At 49.2% G+C, this 20,880-nt stretch carries 18 protein-coding genes; 16 read left to right on the top strand and 2 right to left on the bottom strand.

From position 1 onward, the window contains the following. Positions 1 to 98 precede the first annotated feature (98 nt). From ACGHZ6_RS10320 to ACGHZ6_RS10330, 3 genes are read left to right on the top strand one after another with little or no spacing between them, the layout of a single operon-like run. Entirely contained in the window at positions 99 to 431 is a 333-nt protein-coding gene (locus tag ACGHZ6_RS10320; RefSeq protein WP_390618768.1) for an ArsR/SmtB family transcription factor, read from the top strand. Positions 432 to 474: 43 nt separating this feature from the next. Further along, positions 475 to 1,002 (top strand): rhodanese-like domain-containing protein, encoded by a 528-nt coding sequence (locus ACGHZ6_RS10325; protein ID WP_390618769.1) that lies wholly within the window; start codon positions 475 to 477, stop codon positions 1,000 to 1,002. Next, complete coding sequence (locus tag ACGHZ6_RS10330) at positions 1,002 to 1,661, top strand: DsbA family protein (RefSeq protein WP_390618770.1); 660 nt, start codon at positions 1,002 to 1,004, stop codon at positions 1,659 to 1,661. Before ACGHZ6_RS10325 ends, ACGHZ6_RS10330 begins: the two co-directional genes overlap by 1 nt. 174 nt (positions 1,662 to 1,835) lie before the next feature. Here ACGHZ6_RS10330 and xseA read toward each other — a convergent pair whose 3' ends face one another. Continuing rightward, complete coding sequence (gene xseA, locus ACGHZ6_RS10335) at positions 1,836 to 3,173, bottom strand: exodeoxyribonuclease VII large subunit (RefSeq protein WP_390618771.1); 1,338 nt, start codon at positions 3,171 to 3,173, stop codon at positions 1,836 to 1,838. Between the two features lie 151 nt (positions 3,174 to 3,324). Here xseA and ACGHZ6_RS10340 point away from each other — a divergent pair, with 151 nt between their 5' ends. The 8 genes from ACGHZ6_RS10340 to ACGHZ6_RS10375 all read left to right on the top strand — a co-directional run bounded on the left by ACGHZ6_RS10340 (position 3,325) and on the right by ACGHZ6_RS10375 (position 14,792). After that, positions 3,325 to 4,149, top strand: a complete 825-nt coding sequence (locus ACGHZ6_RS10340) for an HDOD domain-containing protein (protein ID WP_390618772.1) — start codon at positions 3,325 to 3,327, stop codon at positions 4,147 to 4,149. Between the two features lie 196 nt (positions 4,150 to 4,345). Next, positions 4,346 to 5,821, top strand: a complete 1,476-nt coding sequence (gene guaB / locus ACGHZ6_RS10345; RefSeq protein ID WP_390618773.1) for an IMP dehydrogenase — start codon at positions 4,346 to 4,348, stop codon at positions 5,819 to 5,821. A gap of 84 nt (positions 5,822 to 5,905) precedes the next feature. Further along, complete coding sequence (gene guaA / locus ACGHZ6_RS10350; RefSeq protein WP_390618774.1) at positions 5,906 to 7,483, top strand: glutamine-hydrolyzing GMP synthase; 1,578 nt, start codon at positions 5,906 to 5,908, stop codon at positions 7,481 to 7,483. A 491-nt stretch (positions 7,484 to 7,974) separates the two neighbouring features. After that, entirely contained in the window at positions 7,975 to 8,331 is a 357-nt protein-coding gene (locus ACGHZ6_RS10355) for an FHA domain-containing protein (protein WP_390618775.1), read from the top strand. 23 nt (positions 8,332 to 8,354) lie between these two features. Beyond that, positions 8,355 to 10,775, top strand: a complete 2,421-nt coding sequence (locus ACGHZ6_RS10360; RefSeq protein ID WP_390618776.1) for a protein kinase domain-containing protein — start codon at positions 8,355 to 8,357, stop codon at positions 10,773 to 10,775. Between the two features lie 39 nt (positions 10,776 to 10,814). Next, positions 10,815 to 11,168: an FHA domain-containing protein gene (locus ACGHZ6_RS10365; RefSeq protein WP_390618777.1), complete on the top strand. Its 354-nt coding sequence runs from the start codon at positions 10,815 to 10,817 to the stop codon at positions 11,166 to 11,168. A 211-nt stretch (positions 11,169 to 11,379) separates the two neighbouring features. Continuing rightward, a complete protein-coding gene (locus ACGHZ6_RS10370) occupies positions 11,380 to 14,295 on the top strand; it encodes an EAL domain-containing protein (RefSeq protein ID WP_390618778.1) in 2,916 nt (971 codons plus the stop codon). Positions 14,296 to 14,387: 92 nt separating this feature from the next. Then, positions 14,388 to 14,792 (top strand): DUF4399 domain-containing protein, encoded by a 405-nt coding sequence (locus tag ACGHZ6_RS10375; RefSeq protein ID WP_390618779.1) that lies wholly within the window; start codon positions 14,388 to 14,390, stop codon positions 14,790 to 14,792. A gap of 76 nt (positions 14,793 to 14,868) precedes the next feature. On the opposite strand, the gene ACGHZ6_RS10380 is transcribed toward ACGHZ6_RS10375, so the two are convergent. Then, positions 14,869 to 15,885: a GlxA family transcriptional regulator gene (locus ACGHZ6_RS10380; RefSeq protein ID WP_390618780.1), complete on the bottom strand. Its 1,017-nt coding sequence runs from the start codon at positions 15,883 to 15,885 to the stop codon at positions 14,869 to 14,871. A 208-nt stretch (positions 15,886 to 16,093) separates the two neighbouring features. Here ACGHZ6_RS10380 and ACGHZ6_RS10385 point away from each other — a divergent pair, with 208 nt between their 5' ends. From ACGHZ6_RS10385 to ACGHZ6_RS10405, 5 genes are all read left to right on the top strand, one after another. Next, on the top strand, positions 16,094 to 16,330 hold the full coding sequence (locus ACGHZ6_RS10385; protein WP_390618781.1) for a DUF1653 domain-containing protein: 237 nt from the start codon (positions 16,094 to 16,096) through the stop codon (positions 16,328 to 16,330). After that, positions 16,330 to 17,154, top strand: coding sequence for a putative RNA methyltransferase (locus tag ACGHZ6_RS10390; RefSeq protein ID WP_390618782.1), 825 nt, complete (start codon positions 16,330 to 16,332; stop codon positions 17,152 to 17,154). The genes ACGHZ6_RS10385 and ACGHZ6_RS10390 overlap by 1 nt, the downstream gene beginning before the upstream one ends. A gap of 13 nt (positions 17,155 to 17,167) precedes the next feature. After that, the gene (tadA, locus tag ACGHZ6_RS10395; RefSeq protein ID WP_390618783.1) at positions 17,168 to 17,686 is read left to right on the top strand and encodes a tRNA adenosine(34) deaminase TadA; all 519 of its coding nucleotides are present in this window, start codon (positions 17,168 to 17,170) and stop codon (positions 17,684 to 17,686) included. Positions 17,687 to 18,383: 697 nt separating this feature from the next. Continuing rightward, on the top strand, positions 18,384 to 20,081 hold the full coding sequence (gene ggt / locus ACGHZ6_RS10400) for a gamma-glutamyltransferase (protein ID WP_390618784.1): 1,698 nt from the start codon (positions 18,384 to 18,386) through the stop codon (positions 20,079 to 20,081). 11 nt (positions 20,082 to 20,092) lie between these two features. Next, complete coding sequence (locus tag ACGHZ6_RS10405; protein ID WP_390618785.1) at positions 20,093 to 20,878, top strand: substrate-binding periplasmic protein; 786 nt, start codon at positions 20,093 to 20,095, stop codon at positions 20,876 to 20,878. Positions 20,879 to 20,880 lie beyond the last annotated feature (2 nt).

Raw genomic sequence — 20,880 nt, forward strand, 5'->3', positions numbered from 1 at the left:
TTTCAATGGTTTGAAGTTGGTTTTTATTTAATATTAGATGTTGCTAAATTAGCAATATCTAATGTATTGTTTTAACAATGGTATCGATATGGTGATTTATGTCTACGGATGAGAGCTCCCCAGCAGTGACTGCCGCTGATCTTCAGGCGTTGGCAGCCAATGCCGAGCAAGCTGCAAATTTGATGAAGCAGCTGAGCAACCGTAATCGACTGATGATTCTGTGCACCCTGATGTTTGATGAACTGTCGGTAGGGCAACTTAATGAGCTGATTCCTTTAAGCCAGTCTGCACTTTCGCAACATTTGGCAAGTCTGCGGGAGGCGCAGTTGGTTGCTACCCGGCGCGAAGGTCAAACTATCTATTACCGTCTGCTCGGCGATGAGGTCGGGCGTGTTATCCGGGTGCTTAAAGATATTTATTGTCCCGATTAATATTCTTGCCAAGTAATTTTTTATCCTGAGTGAGGAAGTGATAATGAGTTTTGCCACTATCAGTTTTCAGCAATGGCAACAGCATAAAAATGCTGGCGATCTTTTGGTTGATGTTCGAGGGCCAGCTGAGTATGCCGGTGGTCACGTACCGGGCAGTGTCAATTTGCCCTTGGGTGATTGTTCGCCTGCAGGTTTAAATAAACTGCTGGCTGAATTGGGGTTGCAGGCCACCAAGGTGTGTTTGATTTGTAAAACGGGGCAGCGTAGTCAAATGGCGGCCAAGCAATTGCAGCTTTGGTCTGAAGGAGAGCTCTGTTTGATGGACGGCGGTGTCGACACGATTGGTATCGAGCTGAATAAAACTGCTCAAAAAAATGTTATTCCTTTGGAGCGGCAGGTGCTTGTAGCGGCTGGCTCATTAGTGCTTTTGGGTGTGGTACTGGGAGCTGTTGTTAATCCTGGTTTTTACGGATTGAGTGCCTTTGTTGGTGCGGGGCTGATGGTTGCGGGATTGACGGGGTTCTGCGGTATGGGGTTACTTTTAGCTCGTATGCCCTGGAATAAGCGATAATGGAAAGAAAAGTCACCATCGAATACTACAGTGATGTGTTGTGTGTCTGGGCCTGGATTGCGCAGCGTCGCATTGATGAACTCAACAGCACATTTGGCGATAAAATTAACTGGCATTATCGCTACGTTGATATTTTTGGTGATGCCAAAGGCAAAATAGTTCGCCAGTGGTTTGATCGTGAGTTATTTGATGGTTTTAGTCGCCATGTTGTGGAAGCGGCATCTGCTTATGATACTGCGCCGGTTAACCCAGATGTATGGACGCAGGTTCAGCCAAGTACGTCGGCCAATGCGCACCTGTTGCTGAAGGCTGTTGAGCTGACCTGTTCGGAAGAGGCGTCTGTCTCACTTGCCTTGGCGGTACGTTCTGCATTTTATGTAGATGCGCTTGATATCAGTGATCAAGACCGGTTGTTGGAGATGGCTGCTTCTGCAGGGGGCAATGCTGAAGCTATCGCAAAATGTATTGGTTCCGGTGAGGCTATGGCTGCATTAATGCGTGATTATCAGTTAGCTCACGAGTGGTCTCTTAAGGGTAGCCCTTCTTATGTGCTCGATGGTGGGCGTCAGATTTTATATGGCAACGTGGGATATCGGGTGTTGGCGGCTAATGTGGAAGAGTTGTTGAGGCAACCGGCTGGGGAGGCTAGTTGGTGTTAGTTTTTGTTGAATGCTTCTAAATTAGTTCGTGGCGCTCGTGCTCCGTCATGGCCTCCCAGGGCACGCTTTTCGGCATCCATGCCCGCTCTACGTCGGCGTCCTGCCTCCGAAGGCCCTGGGAGGCCATGACGGAGCACGAGCTTCAGGTCGATTTAGGTTTTCTTATCGGGAAGGTTAATTCACTGTTTCAACAACGCAAGTTAATTCACCTTCACCAAGCTTGGTATTAATGCGCTCGCCAATATCTACCTGCGTAGCCTTGCGAATAATTTTTCCATCCTGATGAGAAGTAATGGCGTAGCCGCGTTTTAGAGTGTTTAACGGGCTAACGGTATCCAGAAGATCAACCGCTTTACCAAGACGTTGTTTTTGGCGTTCAAGCTGGTTGCTCATCTGTGTTGTAAGGCGGTTTTGCAGCTGTTTTACCACTTCTTTGTGTTGCTGGATTGGTTTTTCCGGATGCAAATAGCTCTGTCGGCTTGCCAGGTTGTCGAGACGTAACCGAGTAGTTTGTAGGCGTTGGTGCATCACCTGTTGCAAACGAATTTCAAGGTGGTCCAGTCGCTGGCTTTGTGCTTGTAGTTTTTCGCCGGGATGGCGAAGTCTGGCGTGTAAACTGTCGAGTCGTTGTTGCAGCTGTTGCAGTTTTCTCGCAGCGCTTTCTTCCAGTAATACTTCCATACCGCAAAAGGTTTGCAGCATTTCATCGCCGTCTGGGGTGATTAATTCTGCCGCTGCCGAAGGTGTTGGTGCGCGCATATCGGCGACATAGTCGCTGATCGTGATGTCGACTTCGTGGCCTACGGCGCTAACGACAGGGATGCGGCTATTGGCTATCGCATAGGCAACGCTTTCTTCATTGAATGGCCATAGGTCTTCAAGTGAACCACCGCCGCGACCGACAATCAGTACGTCGCAATTGCTTAAGCGATTGGCGCTATCCAGGGCGCGGCAAATTTGCGGTGCGGCTTCCTGTCCCTGTACTGCAACCGGGAAAATGGAAACCGGTGTCATGGGGAAGCGTCTTTCCAATACGGTCAGTATGTCTCGAATAGCTGCGCCGCTCGGCGAGGTGATTACACCAATATGGCGGGGCAGGGTTGGCAGCGGTTTTTTGAGTTCCGGTGCGAAAAGTCCTTGCTGGTATAGGCGGTGTTTTAGCTCTTCAAATGCTCGTTGCAGGGCACCAAATCCGGATTCCTCCATATGTTCAACAATGAGTTGGTAGTCGCCGCGGCCTTCATACAGGCTAACTCGCGCACGTACTAATACCTGTTGTCCTTGTTGGGGAGGTTGGCGCACTCGCATATTGCGGTTGCGGAACATGGCGCAGCGAATTTGAGCCTGGGCATCTTTCAGGGTGAAGTACCAGTGGCCGGAGGAAGGGCGGGAAAAGTTGGATATTTCGCCCTCCACCCATAGCAGGGGCAGGTGGGTTTCCAGCAGTTGCCGGGAGCGGCGGTTTAGCTGGCTGACGGAGAGTATTTCACGCTGTGGTTGTTCGCTGAGCATAATGTGACAAACGTATGTCTTTGTTTTTATTCGTAATGTAATTGGCGCCCATTGTACGCGAGCTGGGGCTATTGCCAAGCATCCTGAGAATCTGCTGCTAGACTCTTTCTGTAGGTGTTTATTTTTGCAAGATATGACAAAGGGGTTGTTCATGAAGTTGGAAAGTTTGTTTGAGCAAAGTCATCGCATGCCCAGCATTCCCAAGGTGGTGCAGGAGCTTATCGACAGTTTTAGTGACGAGAACGTTGATCTCGACACGATTGGCAGCAAGGTGGCTATGGATCAGGTCATTACTGCCAAGGTATTACGTTTGGCTAATTCGGCACGGTTTGGGCTGCCGCGGCAGGTGACCTCAGCCAATGATGCTGTGGTGCTGTTAGGTTTTAATGCCTTGCGGACGCTGGTATTGGCTTCGGGGGTCACTGGGGCGTTTGAGGATACCGAAGGTCTGAAAAAGGCCGAGTTTTGGAGTAATAGTTTCTCTGTGGCGACCATTGCCAAGATGATTGCACAAAAATCGACCGTGGAATTAAATCCTGAAACGGCCTTTACCTGCGGCATGTTGCACAACGTGGGAGAGTTGCTGCTGCACGTGGTGGCTCCTGAAGAGATGCAGATGGTGACCAAGGCCATCGCCGCTGGCGGAGCAAGACAGGCGACCCAGAGAAGTATATTGGCGATCGATTACACTGAAGTTGGCGCAGAATTAGCCCGTTTGTGGCGCTTCCCGGAAGAGATTCAGGAGGCTATTGCCCAGCAGATAGATCCTCTGAGTGAAGATGAGGTCTCTTCCCTGGCTTGTGTGGTGAATTTGGCTCTCTATACCAGTCGCCGTCTTAATGCCCAGGAAGGGGATTATCAGGAGCCGATACCTGAGGATCTGGTAAAGGTGTTGGGCGTTGATATTGAGGCGCTTTTGGCTGACGAAGAGGCCATTCGAGAGGCTGCCAGTACCTTCGATTCGCTCGTCTCCTAGCCAGAATCTCTATTTCTGGTTTTTTCGTGTCTATCTTGCCCTGAAAGTGGGCAGGATAGACGCTATTTGGTTTACCCAGGTCATTGTTTTGCCTTATAATTTCGGGTTTACCCGGAGCTGTCATTTAGGCGCATTATTCTCCGCTTAGACTGCCCCCAGACAGCCCATTAACCCCTAATTTGAGGTTGGATCCCCTATGTTACGGATTGCTCAGGAAGCGCTTACCTTTGATGATGTATTGCTGGTACCCGGTTATTCCGAGATTACCGCCAAGCATGTATCCCTGAGAACAAAGCTAACCCGTGAAATTGACCTGAATATCCCGCTGGTGTCTGCCGCGATGGATACGGTTACCGAGGCCCGCCTGGCCATTTCTATTGCCCAGGAAGGTGGCATTGGCATTATTCACAAAAGTATGACCATTGAGCAGCAGGCGCAGGAAGTACGCGCTGTTAAGAAGTTTGAGGCTGGTGTTGTACGTGATCCTGTAACTATCGAGGCTGAAGCATCCATTCGTGAGTTGGTAGCATTATCCAATCAACACGGTTTCTCCGGTTTCCCTGTGATGCAGGACGGCGATCTGGTCGGTATCGTGACCGGCCGTGATGTGCGTTTCCAATCTGATCTGGATGCCACGGTTTCCAGCATCATGACACCAAAAGACAGGCTGGTTACTGCCCAGGAAGGCGCTGCACCAGAAGCGGTTCGTGAGCTGTTGCACAAACACCGTATCGAAAAGGTATTGCTAGTCGATGATGCCTTTGCCTTGAGCGGCATGATTACCGTTAAGGATATGGATAAAGCCGAGAAGTATCCTAACGCCTGTAAAGACCCTGAAGGTCGTCTGCGCGTAGGTGCTTCTGTAGGTACCAGTCCTGATACTGATGATCGCGTTGCAGCCTTGATCGAAGCCGGCGTTGATGTGCTGGTTGTTGATACCGCCCACGGTCACTCCAAGAACGTTATCGATCGTGTTCGCCTAATTAAAGAGGCTTACCCAAATGTTCAGGTTATCGGTGGCAATATTGCTACGGGTGATGCAGCCAAAGCGCTGGTTGAAGCCGGCGCTGACGGCGTAAAAGTGGGTATTGGTCCTGGCTCTATCTGTACTACCCGTATCGTCAGTGGTGTAGGTGTGCCGCAGATCTCTGCTATCGCTAATGTGGTTGATGCATTGGATGGTACTGGTGTGCCGGTTATTGCTGACGGTGGTATTCGTTTCTCCGGTGATATCGCAAAAGCGGTTGTCGCTGGTGCCAGTGCCGTAATGATGGGCTCCATGTTTGCCGGTACTGAAGAGGCGCCAGGTGAAGTTGAGCTGTATCAGGGGCGTACTTACAAAGCTTACCGTGGTATGGGTTCTCTGGGCGCTATGGCGAAAACCCAGGGTTCTTCTGACCGTTACTTCCAGGATGCCAGTCAGGGTGCTGAGAAGCTGGTACCAGAAGGTATCGAAGGTCGTGTGCCTTACAAGGGCCCAATGGCGGCTATTGTGCATCAGATGATGGGTGGCTTGAGTTCGGCTATGGGCTACACCGGCAGCCGTGATATTCAAACCATGCGCACCGTACCTGAGTTTGTTCGTGTGACTACCGCCGGTATGGGTGAGTCTCACGTACACGATGTACAGATTACTAAAGAAGCGCCGAACTACCCGATTGGCGGACGTTAATCGCTGAATAAAAAAAACGGTGCAGGTAATGCACCGTTTTTATTTTTCCCAATTTAAAACCTCAACAAGTTAGCAGATTTTTCAATGACCCAAGATATTCACGCTCAGCGTATTTTGATTCTCGACTTTGGTTCGCAGTACACCCAGTTAATCGCGCGTCGCGTTCGCGAAATTGGTGTTTACTCTGAAATTCGCGCCTTCGATATGACCGAGGAAGAAATTCGCGATTTTGATCCTCGCGGTATTATTTTGGCCGGTGGTCCAGAATCTGTGCACGCAGGTGAGTCTCCGCGCGCGCCTCAGTGTGTGTTTGAGTTGGGCGTTCCTGTTCTGGGTATCTGCTACGGCATGCAAACCATGGCTGAGCAGCTGGGTGGTAAAGTTGAGCCATCCAATGTGCGTGAGTTTGGTTATGCGCAAATTAAAGTGCACGGCAAAAGCGCTCTGCTGCACGATATTCGCGATCATGTAGGTCACGATGGTGAATCCTTGCTGGACGTTTGGATGAGCCACGGTGACAAGGTGACTCAAATTCCGGAAGGTTTTGAGTTAATGGCATCGACCGATTCCTGTCCTATCGCCGGCATGTACTGTGAAGAAAAAGATTTCTACGGTGTTCAGTTTCACCCGGAAGTGACTCACACCCTGCAGGGCAAGCGTATTTTTGAACACTTTGTGTTGGAGTTGAGTGGCTGTGAGCCGCTGTGGACGCCAGCCAACATTGTTGAAGATGCCATCAACAAAGTACGTGAGCAGGTAGGTATCGATAAGGTTCTGCTGGGCCTGTCCGGCGGTGTAGATTCTTCTGTGGTTGCCGCGCTGCTGCACAAAGCCATTGGCGATCAGCTAACCTGTGTATTCGTTGATAACGGTCTGCTGCGTAAAGACGAAGGCGACCAGGTGATGGACATGTTCGCCAAAAACATGGGCGTTAAAGTTATCCGTGCCGATGCTGAAGAGCTGTTCCTTGGCAAGCTGAAAGGTGAATCTGATCCAGAGCAGAAGCGTAAAATTATTGGTAACACCTTTATCGAAGTCTTCGATGATGAGGCGGCCAAGCTGAAAGATGTTAAATGGCTGGCGCAGGGCACTATCTACCCTGATGTTATCGAATCTGCTGCGGCTAAAACCGGTAAGGCTCACGTGATTAAGTCTCACCACAACGTGGGTGGCTTGCCTGAAGATATGGCGTTCGAGCTGGTTGAACCACTGCGTGAACTGTTCAAAGACGAAGTACGTAAGATTGGTCTGGAACTGGGCCTGCCTTACGATATGGTTTACCGTCATCCGTTCCCTGGCCCTGGCCTGGGTGTTCGTATTCTGGGTGAAGTTAAAAAAGAATACGCCGATATCCTGCGTGAAGCCGATGCAATCTTCCTGGAAGAGCTGCACGCTGCCGATTGGTATCACAAAACCAGCCAGGCTTTCGCGGTATTCCTGCCAGTAAAATCTGTTGGTGTAGTAGGTGATGCCCGTCGTTATGAGTGGGTTGTGTCTCTACGTGCAGTAGAAACCGTTGACTTTATGACAGCTCGTTGGGCGCACTTGCCATATGAGCTGTTGGAGAAGGTTAGTAACAGAATCATTAACGAAATTTCCGGGGTTTCCCGTGTGGCTTATGATGTGTCCAGTAAGCCGCCTGCAACTATTGAATGGGAGTAATCACTCCGATTTCTGATTGTGAAACGGCCACTATTTAAGTGGCCGTTTTTGTTTGTGCTGCGGGTTCGGTGCTTCGTAGCCCGCGCAGGTACCCTGGGGGTCTTTTCAAAACACGCAATTGCCATCCCTGGCGCTCGTCGGCGACGTCCCTGTCGCCCACGGTTTTGAAAAGACCCCCAGGGTACCTACGCTCAGATCCTGCCATTTTCAAGAGTAAGCTAAGGTTTCTCCGTAGGTAGGGGGAGTGGGAGGGAGTGTCCATCTGAAACCTTCAGCGACACGGACGTCGCTGAAGAGCGCCAGGGATGGCTTCATGCGTGTTTCAGATGGACACTCCCTCCTGCTCACCCGGATTTAGAAATCCTAAACTAACAACCAAGCCAACACCTCAGCCATCGATGTGTCACGGTTATCGTTTTTAACGCTACCCACTTCCCATTTTCTCCTAATTGACCAACAATGGAGTATTAACACACGAGGAGTGCGGTGCCATGCTGTTTCTACGTCATTTAGTCGATGGTGATCCAATCAGCACCTATGAGCTGGGTGGCAAGATCACCATTGGGCGTGCCAAGCACAATAGCATCAATGTCAATGATGCCACCGCCAGTGGCGAACATGCGGTGATTGAGCCAGAGGGCGAGGCTTATATCCTGCGGGATCTCGACAGCACCAATGGCGTGTTTGTGGCAGGTAAGAAGATTGAAACTGCCGAGTTAAAGAGTGGCGATGTGATTACTATTGGTACCCATGTATTTGAGGTTACAGACAGCCCATCGGTAGATCTTGATAAAACGGCCAAAATCAAGAAGAGTTGGATTCCTGGGGTTTTCTTCACCGAAAAATAATAGAAAATTGAAGGTGGGTGAGAATGGCAAATAGGTTGATCTCCTGGATTAACTGGCGAGTGCTGGTAGCCTTGGTTGCTACTGCGCTGGTATTGCTGCCGACTTTACCCAAACCACTGCAGCTTCTCTCAGTTCTTGACCCATATTTATATTCACTCGGTGTTCGACTGAGTGTATTACCGGCGCCGCAATTGAATATAAAGTTGCTCGCCGTTAGCCCGGAAGATATTCAAACCTTGCAGCAGGATCCGGCACGGGAAACAGCTCTGCAACAACTCTTGCAACAACTTTCTGCTGCTTCGAAAAAACCGGTTACTGGCTTGATAATTGATGACTTGCCCTTGGTGCATGCGACAGCGGCAGAGCAGGTACTGGTTGATCAAACGGACAATGCGCAAGCCCAGGCGTTACTTTCATCTAAGCAGCAGGTCGTTGAGTTTTTAAAGCGTGATACGGTTATTGTTGGCAGTCGACAAGGCATTGCCCAGGCCTTGAGCGAGGAAGATCGCATTCAGCTTGAAACCAATATGATTCAAGATTATCTAGCCTGGTTACCCGATCCTTTACAGCCCGCCTTGAAATCACTGGGCTTCTATCCCGCTGGTGAGTTGGTATCTGTCCCTGTGTTAGGTCAAGAGCCTGGGAGGCAGGATCAGCCATTATTATGGCGGCAGGGGACGAATCTCTATTCTGACTTTGTGCTTTCTCTTTACCGGCAATACGTAGCAGCGCCAGATGCGGTCTGGCAGCTAGGTGGTGATCTAAGATTGGCCAGTACATCGATTCCGTTGTCTTTGGACGGTTATCTTGCACCAGCATTTAATGTAAATACACCAGCTATTCAAGCGCTTTCACTGAAACGGCTTGGTGTTGATCATGCTGTTACGGCAGATGTAATGAGTGATTTAGGGAAAGCTGAAATTATCATTATAGGTGATGATGAAAATCAGTTGCGCCGTATGGCCGCGACATTAATCAGTTTAGAGCACCGAGCTTTTTACATTACGCCATTTTGGCATTGGGGCTTAATTAAATTACTGGCATTGCTTGCCGCTCTTTATTTATGTGTATTGATTCCCCGTATGCGAACGGCTACAGCGCTGCTGGCAACCTGTTTGTGGTTGGTCGTATTGGCTGTGGTGCAGTTGGGCTGGCAGATTATTCAGTGGCAGTGGCTGCCAATGGGTAGCGTGATGGGGTTGCTGGTTATTGGTCATGCGGTTATGGCGTTGTGGCAGTACCAGCATCAGCGTCAATGGCAGTGGCAATTACGCGCCAATCAATCGTCTGTAGCGTTGGCGCGTCAGCTTTGCCGCGAAGCTCGCTACGAGGATGCTCAGGAGGTTTTGCGTGATACTGATACGGCAAAAGAGGTGCTGGCGATTCTCTACGATATTGGTGCTCAGCAGGAGCGCAAGCGTCAGTTTGATGCAGCTATTCTCACGTATCGTGCGCTGCTACAGCGAAAGCGCAACTTTCGCGATGTCGTAGAGCGTTTACAGAACCTGGAAGCCATGCAGCAACCAGTGCAAAGTGTGTCACTGCAGCAAAGCCAGCCAGACATTGCCAAAACCTTGGTGCTGGAAAACAGTAAGGTTAATAAACCGGTATTGGGGCGTTATGAAATTGAGCGGGAGTTGGGGCGGGGCGCTATGGGTGTGGTTTACCTTGGCCTTGATCCTAAGATTACCCGCCGTGTGGCGATTAAAACCCTAAGCTACGATAATTTCGCTCCAGATCAATTGGCTGATGTTAAAGCGCGCTTTTTTCGGGAGGCCGAAGCCGCGGGGCGGTTAAGTCATCCCAATATCGTAACCATTTTTGATGTCGGCGAAGAGCATGATCTGGCATTTATAGCGATGGATTTTATTGATGGCAGGCCGTTAAGTGATTTTTCTCAGTCGGGGCAATTGCTTGAACCTGTGCAGGTCTATCGTTATATGGCCGATGTTGCCGAGGCCCTGGATTATGCACACCAGAATGATGTGGTGCATCGCGATATTAAACCTTCCAATATGCTGTTTAATACACAAGCGGATAAAGTGACAGTTACCGATTTTGGTATTGCACATATTACCGATGAATCCCGTACGCGAACGGGGGATATTCTGGGTAGCCCACTGTATATGTCACCTGAGCAATTAAAAGGTCAGGCTGTGGACCGATCGACGGATATTTACAGTTTGGGTGTTACCTTTTATCAATTGTTGAGCGGGGTATTACCCTTTACGGGCGATAACCTGGCGAGCCTGACATACAATATTATTCATAAAGATTTTAAAAGTGTACGTAAGTGTCGTAAGGATCTGCCGGCCAGTGCTACACGCATCATTAACAAAGCGATGCAAAAAGATCCGGCTAAACGCTTTGAAAGTGCCAAAGAAATGGCCGAAGCGATTCGCAAAAGCTTGCAGAAAGATTTTGCCGAGCAGTTGGTAGGTTGAGGCAATAATCTATGGGCATAACTTAAGGGGAGAACGCCTATGGCTATTTTGGCCCAGTTAATTGACGATGTAGTGGTTCACAAATTTGAGCTTTCTAAAAATGAGATCTCGGTGGGGCGCCACCCCAGCAGTGATATTCAAATTGAAGATGCATCGGTAAGTGGGCAGCACGCTTGTATTCGACTCAAGCAAAACGAGCACTTTCCCGAGTATCAGGAAATTTATATTGAGGATCTAAACAGCACCAACGGCACCTTTGTAAACGAAGAGGCGGTCACTGGAATGGTGCGGCTGCACCACAATGACACAGTTCGCGTGGCCTGGAATCGGTTTAAATTACTCGATCCCAGTGAGGCGGATATGGAGCAAACCGTTCACATGATCAAACGCTAAAAAGATATACGCAAAAGTTCTTAACTTGCTGATATCTATACTTTTTTTGTGGCTATTCAGTCACTGTTATATTAGCGTAACATGTGGCTTTTACTGACACCTGCAATCTTGTACACTCAGTGAAAAGCGAGGTGTCTCCAGGGCGATTACATACACTGCTCCTTGAGAAGTTTCGGGATAATAACGATAAGTGGCTTAGCCTATAACCCTGATGAGCAGTACTTCGACGTCTATTCAGGCACTCCAGCACGATCTGGATTTGCCTATTGATAGGTCCACACTCAGTCTCCTAGAACAGTCGGTTGATGCTGTCTGGATAGTGGGACTCGATGGTCGCATTGTCTATGCGACGGCAAGCGTTCAGAAAACCTATTCTCTTGGGCCTGTACCTTTAGGTCAGACCTTGGATCAACTTGAATTCTTTGATACCCGCATCCCCGTTGTCTGTGACTACCTTCAGGCATTACAAGATCACAAGCATTACCAAAACGATCAGTTTCTGTTTAGCTTTAAGCATCGTGCGCCATCGGTTGCCAGGGTAGTCGGTCAGCCACTGTTTGACAGTGAAGGTCAATACAAGGGCTATTTAACTTCTGCGATAGATCTGGGGGGCAGTGGCGTTGTTAATTATATGCGCGATCGCCTTGCCGTTCATGGGGATCAAGCGGTAAATCAACCGGAATACGAACTCGACCACTTTGTCCAAACACTGCAGCAAACGCTGGGTATTGATAGCGTTATGATCAGCGGTGTTGAAGGCAGCAAAATGGATGTGTTGTCGTTTTATCAGCGCGGGGTAAAGCAACCCGTCTATGCGCTCGACATTCATGGTACGCCCTGTGAGAAAACCCTGGAGCAAGGCAGCTATATCGTTTTGCGGGATATGCCACGCCACTATGCTGACGTCAGCAAACTGATGGAAGCCGAAACCTATATGGGTTATCGCCTGGATGATGTTCAGGGCAAACCGATGGGATTACTGTGTGCGTTTCACGGTCAGGAATTGGTTCCCGTTGAGGTAGTGGCCCAGGTTCTTGATAGTGCCTCGACTTTAATTGCTCCCGTCTTAAGTCATTATCTTGGCGGTAAGCGTTTTAACGATCAAACCTCGGCACTTACTCAGGCTTATCGACTTGCTAAAGTTGGTACCTGGTTAAACTATCCAGGGCGAGGCACTAAACCACGTTGGTCACCAGAAACCTTTGAGGTGTGGGGCCTGGCCGAGGGGCAAGAACCTGATCTTAAATTGATGTTTGATCAGGTTCACCCAGAAGATCAGGAAAAAGTGGCCTATCACTGGAATAATCTTGAATCTATCGGCAGTTATACCCTGGAATACCGCATTACTGATAGCCACGGCCGGATAAAGTGGTTACTGGAAAGTGCGGAAACTGAATTGGATGAGCAGGGTGCTTATCGCCGTGTTGTTGGCGTGATTCAGGATATCAGCGAGCAAAAACGTGACGAAGAACAGTTGCGAACCTTGGCTCATGCTGTATTTGAAAGTTCAAGTATTGTTTACACCCTGGATCGCCGTGCGCGTATTGTTGATTGTAATCCTGCCTTTGAAGAATGCACCGGCTACAGTCGTGAAGAAGTGCTTGGCCAGCCAGGAACCATTTTAAATACGGCTAATACCCCTCGAGTCTTGTACTGGGGGCTGTGGCGTAAACTCTTGTCAGGCCAGGAATGGCGAGGCGAAACAGAAAACAAACGTTGCAATGGTGAGCATTACTGGGCACAAACTGTTATTACCCCGGTGCGAAACAGTAACGGCGAAGTCATCAGTTATCTCTGTGTACAGGAAGATATTACGGAGAAAAAACGCCAAGATGCCATGTTGCGCCATCAGGCTTATCACGATGGTTTAACCGGTTTAGCCAATCGACGTAAAGTACAGGAGGAGCTCGAAGAGCTGCTTAAAAAACAGCAGGCGGTGTCCTTGCTGTTTATTGACCTTGATGGCTTTAAATACGTCAACGATTCCCTCGGTCATATTGTCGGCGATGGCTTGTTGCAACGGGTTGGCAAACGCCTGCAGTCCACTATCAGAGAAGCCGATTTGCTTGCGCGTTTGGGTGGTGATGAGTTTCTGGTGGTATTGGAATCAAATTCCGATGCGGAGTTAACCGCAGAGCGCATCTTGAAAGTACTTTCTCATCCGTTTGAAATCAGCGGCCGTATCATGCACCTCGGCGCCAGTATTGGCATAGTAACCTCGCCAGATGATGGCGATACTTCAGAAGTGTTGTTGCGCAATGCGGATGCGGCGATGTATCACGCCAAGTCAAAGGGAAAAAATACCTACAGCGTTTTCTCCAGCGATATTTACCGTCACAGTGCACGGCGTATGCAGCTGGAAATTGGCTTGCGTCATGCTCTGCAGCGTGGTGAACTTCGACTGCATTACCAGCCACAAAAGTTTCTTGCAGATGGTCGTTTATTTGGTGCAGAGGCGCTATGTCGTTGGTATAGCCACGAGTTAGGCGATGTATCCCCCTCTGAATTTATTCCGTTGGCCGAAGAGATTGGCTTAATTGATGATCTTGGTGATTGGGTGGTTCGGGAAGCATTGCGCAGTTGTCGTCAGTGGCGCGAAGCGGGTGTTGAAGATGTTGTGGTTTCCATAAACGTTTCACCAAGACAATTGCGTTCGGATTCTCTACTGACCACGATCAGTGGGGCGCTGAAAGAGTTCAGACTGCCTGCTTCTGCATTATGTGTCGAGGTGACAGAAACCCTGCTGATGGACAGCTATGATAAAGCACAATCTTTATTAAATAGCCTGCGCGAGCTGGGTGTGAGTTTGGCGATTGATGATTTCGGTGTGGGCTATTCCTCGCTGAGCTATCTTAAGCGTTTTCCCTTCGACAGTTTAAAAATTGATCGCAGTTTTGTTGGTGATATGGAAAACAATGAGGACGATCATACCCTGATCAGAACTATCGTACAGCTGGGGCATAACCTGGGCTTAAAAGTGGTTGCCGAAGGCGTAGAGAATCAAGCCCAGCAGGATCTGTTAACTGCTATCGGCTGTGATGCTATTCAGGGCTACTGGTTAAGCAAACCCATCGATGGTGATAGCTTCCTCGATTTGGTTGTCGAGCAGACAGTCGTTAGTTGTTAGCAGTTACAGAGCTGTCTTGTAATAAAACTGTCACTCAGCCATTATACCGCCGGTCTTGCTTAATCTATCAACCGTTGAGGAGGGAACCCCCTATGATGAAATCCATTAAGATTCTTGCCGCTTTGTTGGTCATGCTGCCTTTAGCCAGTTTTGCTGAAGATGCTACGGTATACTTTGTTGCGCCAACCGATGGCCAGGAAGTGACCAGCCCGGTAACCGTAAAATTCGGTTTGAAGGGCATGGGTGTCGCGCCAGCTGGTGTGGACCGCGACAATACGGGCCATCACCATCTGCTTATCGATGTGGAAACTCTACCAGACCTGAGTCTGCCGTTACCAAGTTCCGAGCAGGTGCGTCATTTTGGTGGTGGTCAGACTGAAACCAGCATTGAGTTGGCACCTGGTAAGCATACCTTGCAATTGGTGCTGGGTAATTACGCCCATATCCCCCATTCCAAGCCGGTTATTTCCAAGAAGATTACGATCACTGTGAAATAACTGATCGAACTCTTCTGTATAAAAAAACCGAAGCCATGGCTTCGGTTTTTTTATGGGACAAATTTATGAGGCAGTGCTAGACATGGAAGCGGTGGCGGTAGGCCCGAGGAGTAAGGCCTGTTTTACGCTGGAACAGGCGGCTGAACGAACTTAAATCCGTATAACCTACCTGGGACATAATGACCTCGACGGACTGATCCGTGGTCTCCAGCAGGCGCTTGGCTGTGTCAATGCGCAAGTTTTGCAGATAGCGATTCGGTGTTTCGCCAAGGGCATTATTAAAACGCCTGATCAGCGTTCGGGCACTCACCTTTAGTACCTCTGGCAAGTTACTGACAGCGGCACTTTCCTTAAGGTTATTTTGCAGCCAGGTTTGCGCATCGGCTACTAATGAGTCCGTGTGTTCCAGTTGTTGCTGCAAAGTCAGGAAAGGCGTCTGCTCCATGCGGTTAAGATCAACCAACAGCAGTTTTGAAACCAGTGCGGTGATCTGCGGACCCATATAGCGATTGATAATGTTGAGCGCTAGCAGTTGATCAGAATTACCCGCAGCACCGGTCAGAATATTATCGCTTTCCACAATCAGCTGCTCGATATCCAGTTGAATGGAGGGGTAGCGATCTCGAAATTGATCTTTTAACCACCAGGCTGTTGTTGCAGAGCGATTATCAAGCAAACCGGATTCGGCCAGCGAAAACACGCCGGTGCAGTGGCTGACAATGAGATCGGTATCACGGCGTTCATATAGCCACTGAAACAGCTCTGTGAGTTCGGTTAAGTCCTTATCCCACTGGGCTCGCGTGGTATAGGTTAGGGCAGGGATAACGATTATATTGCTCTCGGGAGCCTCTTTAAGGCTGGAATCCATGGCAACTTTTAGCCCCGTGGCCGCTTCTACCGGCTTACCGTCAATACTGGCAGTATGCCATTCAAACTGCACATCCTGATTACCAAAGGTTTTCTGCCACTGGCGATTGGCTACATGCAGCAAATCCTGAAAGGCGCCAAGATTGGACAATCGATGATTCGGGGGAACGGCAAAGGTCACGCTGGGCATGGTATATCTATCATCAGTTAACACATCTGTTGCCATTCTATGGCTTCAGAGCGGGGGATAGAAGCCAAAATAGGCGCTTTTCACATAATTGGTGTTAAAAATGCCATTAATCTGGCTAACGATGACGTTTTAGCCCCAAAAGGTCCTTTTTAAAATAGCCCTGGTTTACGTTACACTCTGCGCCGCCTCGAACATGATCGGGGCTATTTATATCTGAGTAAACGCTAGTCAAAGGGGTAAGCAGGTGGATATCAAACCTGGTAAATATCGCCACTATAAAGGCAAAGACTACGAAGTCTTCCATGTGGTGCGTCACAGTGAAACCGAAGAGCAGCTGGTGGCTTACCGCTGTCTGTACGGTGATTACAGCTGGTGGGTTAGACCCTTGGCAATGTTCCAAGAGACCGTCGATATCGATGGCGAAACTATCCCGAGATTTAGCTACGTTGGGCCAATGCCATCCGACGAGGCCTACTTCTAGTGCGGTGGCGCTGCCCGGTCTGTGACGGGCCCATCACCCTGGGTGAGCGCGATGCCGCATGCCCCAATAATCACCGCTTCGATCGCGCCAAGCAGGGCTATTACAACCTGTTACTGGCCAATCAAAAGCGCAGTAAGCAACCCGGAGACAGCCGGGAAATGATTGCTGCACGCCATGCGTTTTTACAGGCAGGGCACTATCAACCCCTGGCTGAATGCCTTACCCGAATCGCCAGTCGCTGTGCCGATGATCGCTCTTCATTCAAACTGTTGGATGTTGGCTGTGGTGAAGGTTATTACAGTGCCAGTGTCGCCCGAGCTTTAACGCTGGTATCGCCGTTTGCAGAAGTTGCTGGCATCGATATTTCCCGCGATGCCTTAAAACTGGCCAGCCGCCAGTACCCAGAACAGAACTTTGTAGTTGCCAGCGGTTTTAACTTACCGCTGCAGGATAATGAACTGGATATGGTAATGCGGGTGTTTGCACCTGGCGATGCCGAAGAAGTACAGAGGGTATTAAAACCCGAAGGTTATCTACTGATAGCTTACCCAGGGCCACGGCATTTGTATGAGTTAAAACAAGAGCTATACGACGAAGTAAAACTCCATGAAGTGCCGGAGATTCCGCCTGGCTTTTCGGTGGTTGATGAAGAGGCACTTAATTTTACGGTGAATTTAAACTCCCGTGAGCAAGTGCAGTCTTTATTACAGATGACGCCGTTATTCTGGCGCGGCAAACGCGAAGTAAAGGCAAGCCTCGAACAGTTTGAACAATTTGAAGTAACCGCGGATTTTATCGTCCGCTGTTATGCTCCGGATCATTAGGTCATTCACTGTTATGAGCGATAGCAACACCATTCCAACCACTGATCAACACTGGATGCAGCATGCCCTGAAGCTGGCCGCCAAGGCTGAAGCGTTGGGAGAAGTACCTGTAGGGGCCGTTGTTGTTAAGGATGGCGAAGTGGTGGGTGAAGGCTGGAATCAGCCTATCAGTGGCCATGATCCGACGGCTCATGCCGAAATTATGGCTTTGCGCCAGGCCGCTCAACGACTGCAGAACTACCGCCTGCCTGGCTGTGAGATGTACATCACCATCGAACCCTGCACCATGTGCTCAGGGGCTATTGTACATGCGCGTATCTCGCGGGTGATCTTTGCTGCGCCTGAGCCTAAGGCTGGGGCAGTGTTGAGCAATGGTCAGGTGTTTGATGCTGAGCATATGAACCATCGTGTCACATATACCTCTGGCGTTTGTGAGGAGGAAGCTGTTGGGCAGATTCAGGCTTTCTTTAAGCGACGTCGGGCTGAGGCTAAGGCTCTTAAGAAGGGTGCTTCTCGGAGTGAAGATAAATAAATCCGGAGCCAGCCGGTAAAGCTGCTCTTCGCGCCCATAAGCGGGGTTGTAGCACCAATCCCCTGATAGCAATTAGAAATATTAAGAACAATTTGTAATATCGCCTAATTATTAGGCATATTGATTGAGTCCTGTCTTGATTGTTGTTATAGTGCGCGCCGCGTGATGCCAACAGGTGATGAATTCTGTTCTAACCTATTGAATTTAAGCTATTTTTTGCTTTATCGCTGAATTTTAGGCTTGGCAAACGCTCTCCGTAGTCTGTTGATACGTTATTGCCGCTTTGGGGTGTATTTTTAAGCGGATTTGCATGCAGTACGGGCACGAATTACCTGATTTTTTGAGTCTCTGAGCTTGTCGGTTTTGAAGCTTTGGGGGGCCTTAAGGAGCTCAATATGCGTTTAGTTAAGTTGGTGTATTTGAACCATCGTGTTGTGTCGCGGGGTAAACTGGGCGGATTTATGCAGTTGTCCGGTCAGCGACATGACGGTTACTGGTTTTAAGCGAGTGGTTCTTTGATGTAAAGCTTATCCTTCTCACAGGACTTTCCTGCAGGATACTAACCCGGTCTGGGTAACCAGACCGGGTTTTTTATTGCCTGCTATTTGTGGCAGAAATCTCAGCGATGGCTTTGTTTTGGCCGGTAAAGCAGTTACTCTGCTGTTCTATTCCTCTGTTGGCTTTAAGGAGCTAAGCCGTGCATCACCCAGCCCGTTCATATCTTGCGTCTCTATTTGTATCCCTGGTTCTTGTCTTTGCCACCTCGGCATGGGCTGAAGTTGATTATGCTGCGGTAAGTGATGATAAGCAGGGGGCAGTGGCAACCGTTCATCCTGTAGCAACCCAGGCGGGAATAAATGCCCTTGAGCAAGGCGGTAATGCTATTGATGCAGCGATTGCCGCGGCCTTAACCCTTGGCGTTGTCGATGGCCATAACTCCGGTATTGGTGGTGGATTATTTGCATTGGTTTACTGGGCTGATGGTCGTGTGGAAGCGATCGATGCTCGGGAAATGGCCCCGGCCAAAGCTCACCGCGATATGTATGTGCGCGACGGTAAAGTGGATAAATCCCTCAGTAAAACCGGTGCCTTGGCCATGGGGATTCCCGGATCCGTAGCGGCGTTTGAATATCTCTCCAAAAAGGGCGGTAAGCTCGAGTTTTCCCAATTGCTTTTACCAGCAGCGGATGTAGCTGAACAGGGTTTTGCCATCGATAAGATTTATGCCAAGCGTATTGCCCGTCATGTGAAAACATTACAACAGTATCCGGGTAGTGCTGAGGTTCTACTTAATGGAGAAGGCCAAGCCTGGCCCGCAGGTCATAAACTGGTGCAAAAAGATCTGGCTGAAACCTACCGTGGTATAGCTCGTGATGGCGCAGCTTATTTTTATCGCGGTGAGTTTGCCAAAACCACAGCTGAGTGGATGCAGGCTAATCAAGGCCTTATCAGCCGTGAAGATTTTGCTAACTACCATTTGGCCATACGGGAGCCGGTAAGAAGCCAATATGGTGACTATACCCTCTACGGTTTTCCTCCTCCAAGTTCTGGCGGGGTTCATGTTGCACAAATTTTACAGATGCTGAGCCATTTTGATTTGAATAAGGCGGATGAGGCCAAGCGTTACCATCTGTTGGGTGAAGCAATGAAGCTGGCTTTTGCTGATCGTGCTCATTGGTTAGGTGATCCGGATTTTGCCAAAGTGCCCAGAGGCTTAACAGACGCAGGCTATACTAAAGAATTAGCGGGAATGATTAATACGGAGTCTGCCACAGCCGTTGCCAGTCACCATCAGCCACCCAATGCCGATGTTGATTTATTTGGTAAGCATACCACCCATATTTCTGCGGCGGATAAAGCCGGTAACTGGGTGGCTATTACCACCACGGTAAACACCAACTTTGGCAGTAAGGTGATTATTCCTGGCACCGGTGTGATCATGAATAACCAGATGGATGATTTTTCTGCTCAGCCGGGAGTACCTAATGCCTATGGTTTGGTTGGCACTGAAGCCAATAGTATTCAACCGGGCAAGCGCCCATTATCGAGCATGAGCCCGACTATTATTGTTAAAGATAAGCGTCCGGTGATGACAGTTGGTGCCGCTGGTGGTCCAACCATTATTACGCAAGTGGTCCAAGCCATTGTGAATCATCTGACACTGGGTAAGCCGCTTTATGACGCGATCGATACGCCGCGAGTCCATCAGCAGTGGAAACCTGATCGCTTATTTGTAGAAGGTAAAATGCCTGCACAAACCAAGCAGGCGTTGGCATCCAAGGGGCATCAGCTTAAAACCATGGGGCCTTACGGTTCTACCACGGCCATTGCCGTGGATAATAACGGTGAATTTGTTGCGGTATCGGAACCTCGTTTACGGGTTCGCAATCGATAACGTAAATGCTTATGGCAAAACGCAGTATGGCTTATAACGTCAGGCAAGCTTTTTCTCTTATAGTGCTGTGTTATCTCTGCACTTGGAGTGGTTTGTTGCATGCTGAGCGTATTAAGGCAGTTCACCTGGTAGAAGAAGCCGACTGGCCGCCATTTACCAACCAAAAGTTAGGCAAAGCAGAGTCGGGCCTGTCTTTTGATTTGATGCAGGCTATCTTTTCAAGACTGGATATCGCAGTCGACATTTCCCTGTATCCACAAAAGCGCATGTTGTTGAATGTCTATGAAGGCAACTTTGACGGCGTCACCATGCTAAGTAAAAACACTGAACGAGAAAAATACCTGGCTTTTAGTGATCCTGTGATGGCAAAGCTGGGGCAGGTGTATTATCGAGCCGATCGAGCGCATAAACTCGAGTGGCAAACCTATGAGGACTTACGCGGATTAACCATCGGTATCACCCGAGGCCACAATTACGGTGCTGCATTTGAGGATGCTCGCCAGCGCGGAGGCTTTAACGTGGTAGAAGTAACCCGTGTAGAGCAAAGCTTTTATTTGCTGGCAGCGGGCCGAGTTGATGCAGTATTTTGTATCGAAATGACCGCCAATCATATTCTGCAGAGCAATCGTTTTAACCGTCAAATAGTACCGGCTGAAACACCTTACTATGAAGGCAGCTATCATATTGCTTTATCACGCAAGAGCGCTGCCGGTGAATTGATGGCAGACATCAATGCAACCATTGCCGCTATGCAGGCATCGGGCGATATTGATGCGATTTTGGCCAAATACCGCTAGTT

Source organism: Maricurvus nonylphenolicus, assembly GCF_042854845.1.
Classification (GTDB): Bacteria; Pseudomonadota; Gammaproteobacteria; order Pseudomonadales; family Cellvibrionaceae; genus Maricurvus; species Maricurvus nonylphenolicus.

Excerpts from the sequence above, each read along its gene's own strand:
- ACGHZ6_RS10320 (WP_390618768.1), top strand. The coding sequence starts at position 99 with ATGTCTACGGATGAGAGCTCCCCAGCAGTGACTGCCGCTGATCTTCAG.
- ACGHZ6_RS10325 (WP_390618769.1), top strand. The coding sequence starts at position 475 with ATGAGTTTTGCCACTATCAGTTTTCAGCAATGGCAACAGCATAAAAAT.
- ACGHZ6_RS10330 (WP_390618770.1), top strand. The coding sequence starts at position 1,002 with ATGGAAAGAAAAGTCACCATCGAATACTACAGTGATGTGTTGTGTGTC.
- xseA (WP_390618771.1), bottom strand. The coding sequence starts at position 3,173 with ATGCTCAGCGAACAACCACAGCGTGAAATACTCTCCGTCAGCCAGCTA.
- ACGHZ6_RS10340 (WP_390618772.1), top strand. The coding sequence starts at position 3,325 with ATGAAGTTGGAAAGTTTGTTTGAGCAAAGTCATCGCATGCCCAGCATT.
- guaB (WP_390618773.1), top strand. The coding sequence starts at position 4,346 with ATGTTACGGATTGCTCAGGAAGCGCTTACCTTTGATGATGTATTGCTG.
- guaA (WP_390618774.1), top strand. The coding sequence starts at position 5,906 with ATGACCCAAGATATTCACGCTCAGCGTATTTTGATTCTCGACTTTGGT.
- ACGHZ6_RS10355 (WP_390618775.1), top strand. The coding sequence starts at position 7,975 with ATGCTGTTTCTACGTCATTTAGTCGATGGTGATCCAATCAGCACCTAT.
- ACGHZ6_RS10360 (WP_390618776.1), top strand. The coding sequence starts at position 8,355 with ATGGCAAATAGGTTGATCTCCTGGATTAACTGGCGAGTGCTGGTAGCC.
- ACGHZ6_RS10365 (WP_390618777.1), top strand. The coding sequence starts at position 10,815 with ATGGCTATTTTGGCCCAGTTAATTGACGATGTAGTGGTTCACAAATTT.
- ACGHZ6_RS10370 (WP_390618778.1), top strand. The coding sequence starts at position 11,380 with ATGAGCAGTACTTCGACGTCTATTCAGGCACTCCAGCACGATCTGGAT.
- ACGHZ6_RS10375 (WP_390618779.1), top strand. The coding sequence starts at position 14,388 with ATGATGAAATCCATTAAGATTCTTGCCGCTTTGTTGGTCATGCTGCCT.
- ACGHZ6_RS10380 (WP_390618780.1), bottom strand. The coding sequence starts at position 15,885 with ATGGCAACAGATGTGTTAACTGATGATAGATATACCATGCCCAGCGTG.
- tadA (WP_390618783.1), top strand. The coding sequence starts at position 17,168 with ATGAGCGATAGCAACACCATTCCAACCACTGATCAACACTGGATGCAG.
- ACGHZ6_RS10405 (WP_390618785.1), top strand. The coding sequence starts at position 20,093 with ATGGCAAAACGCAGTATGGCTTATAACGTCAGGCAAGCTTTTTCTCTT.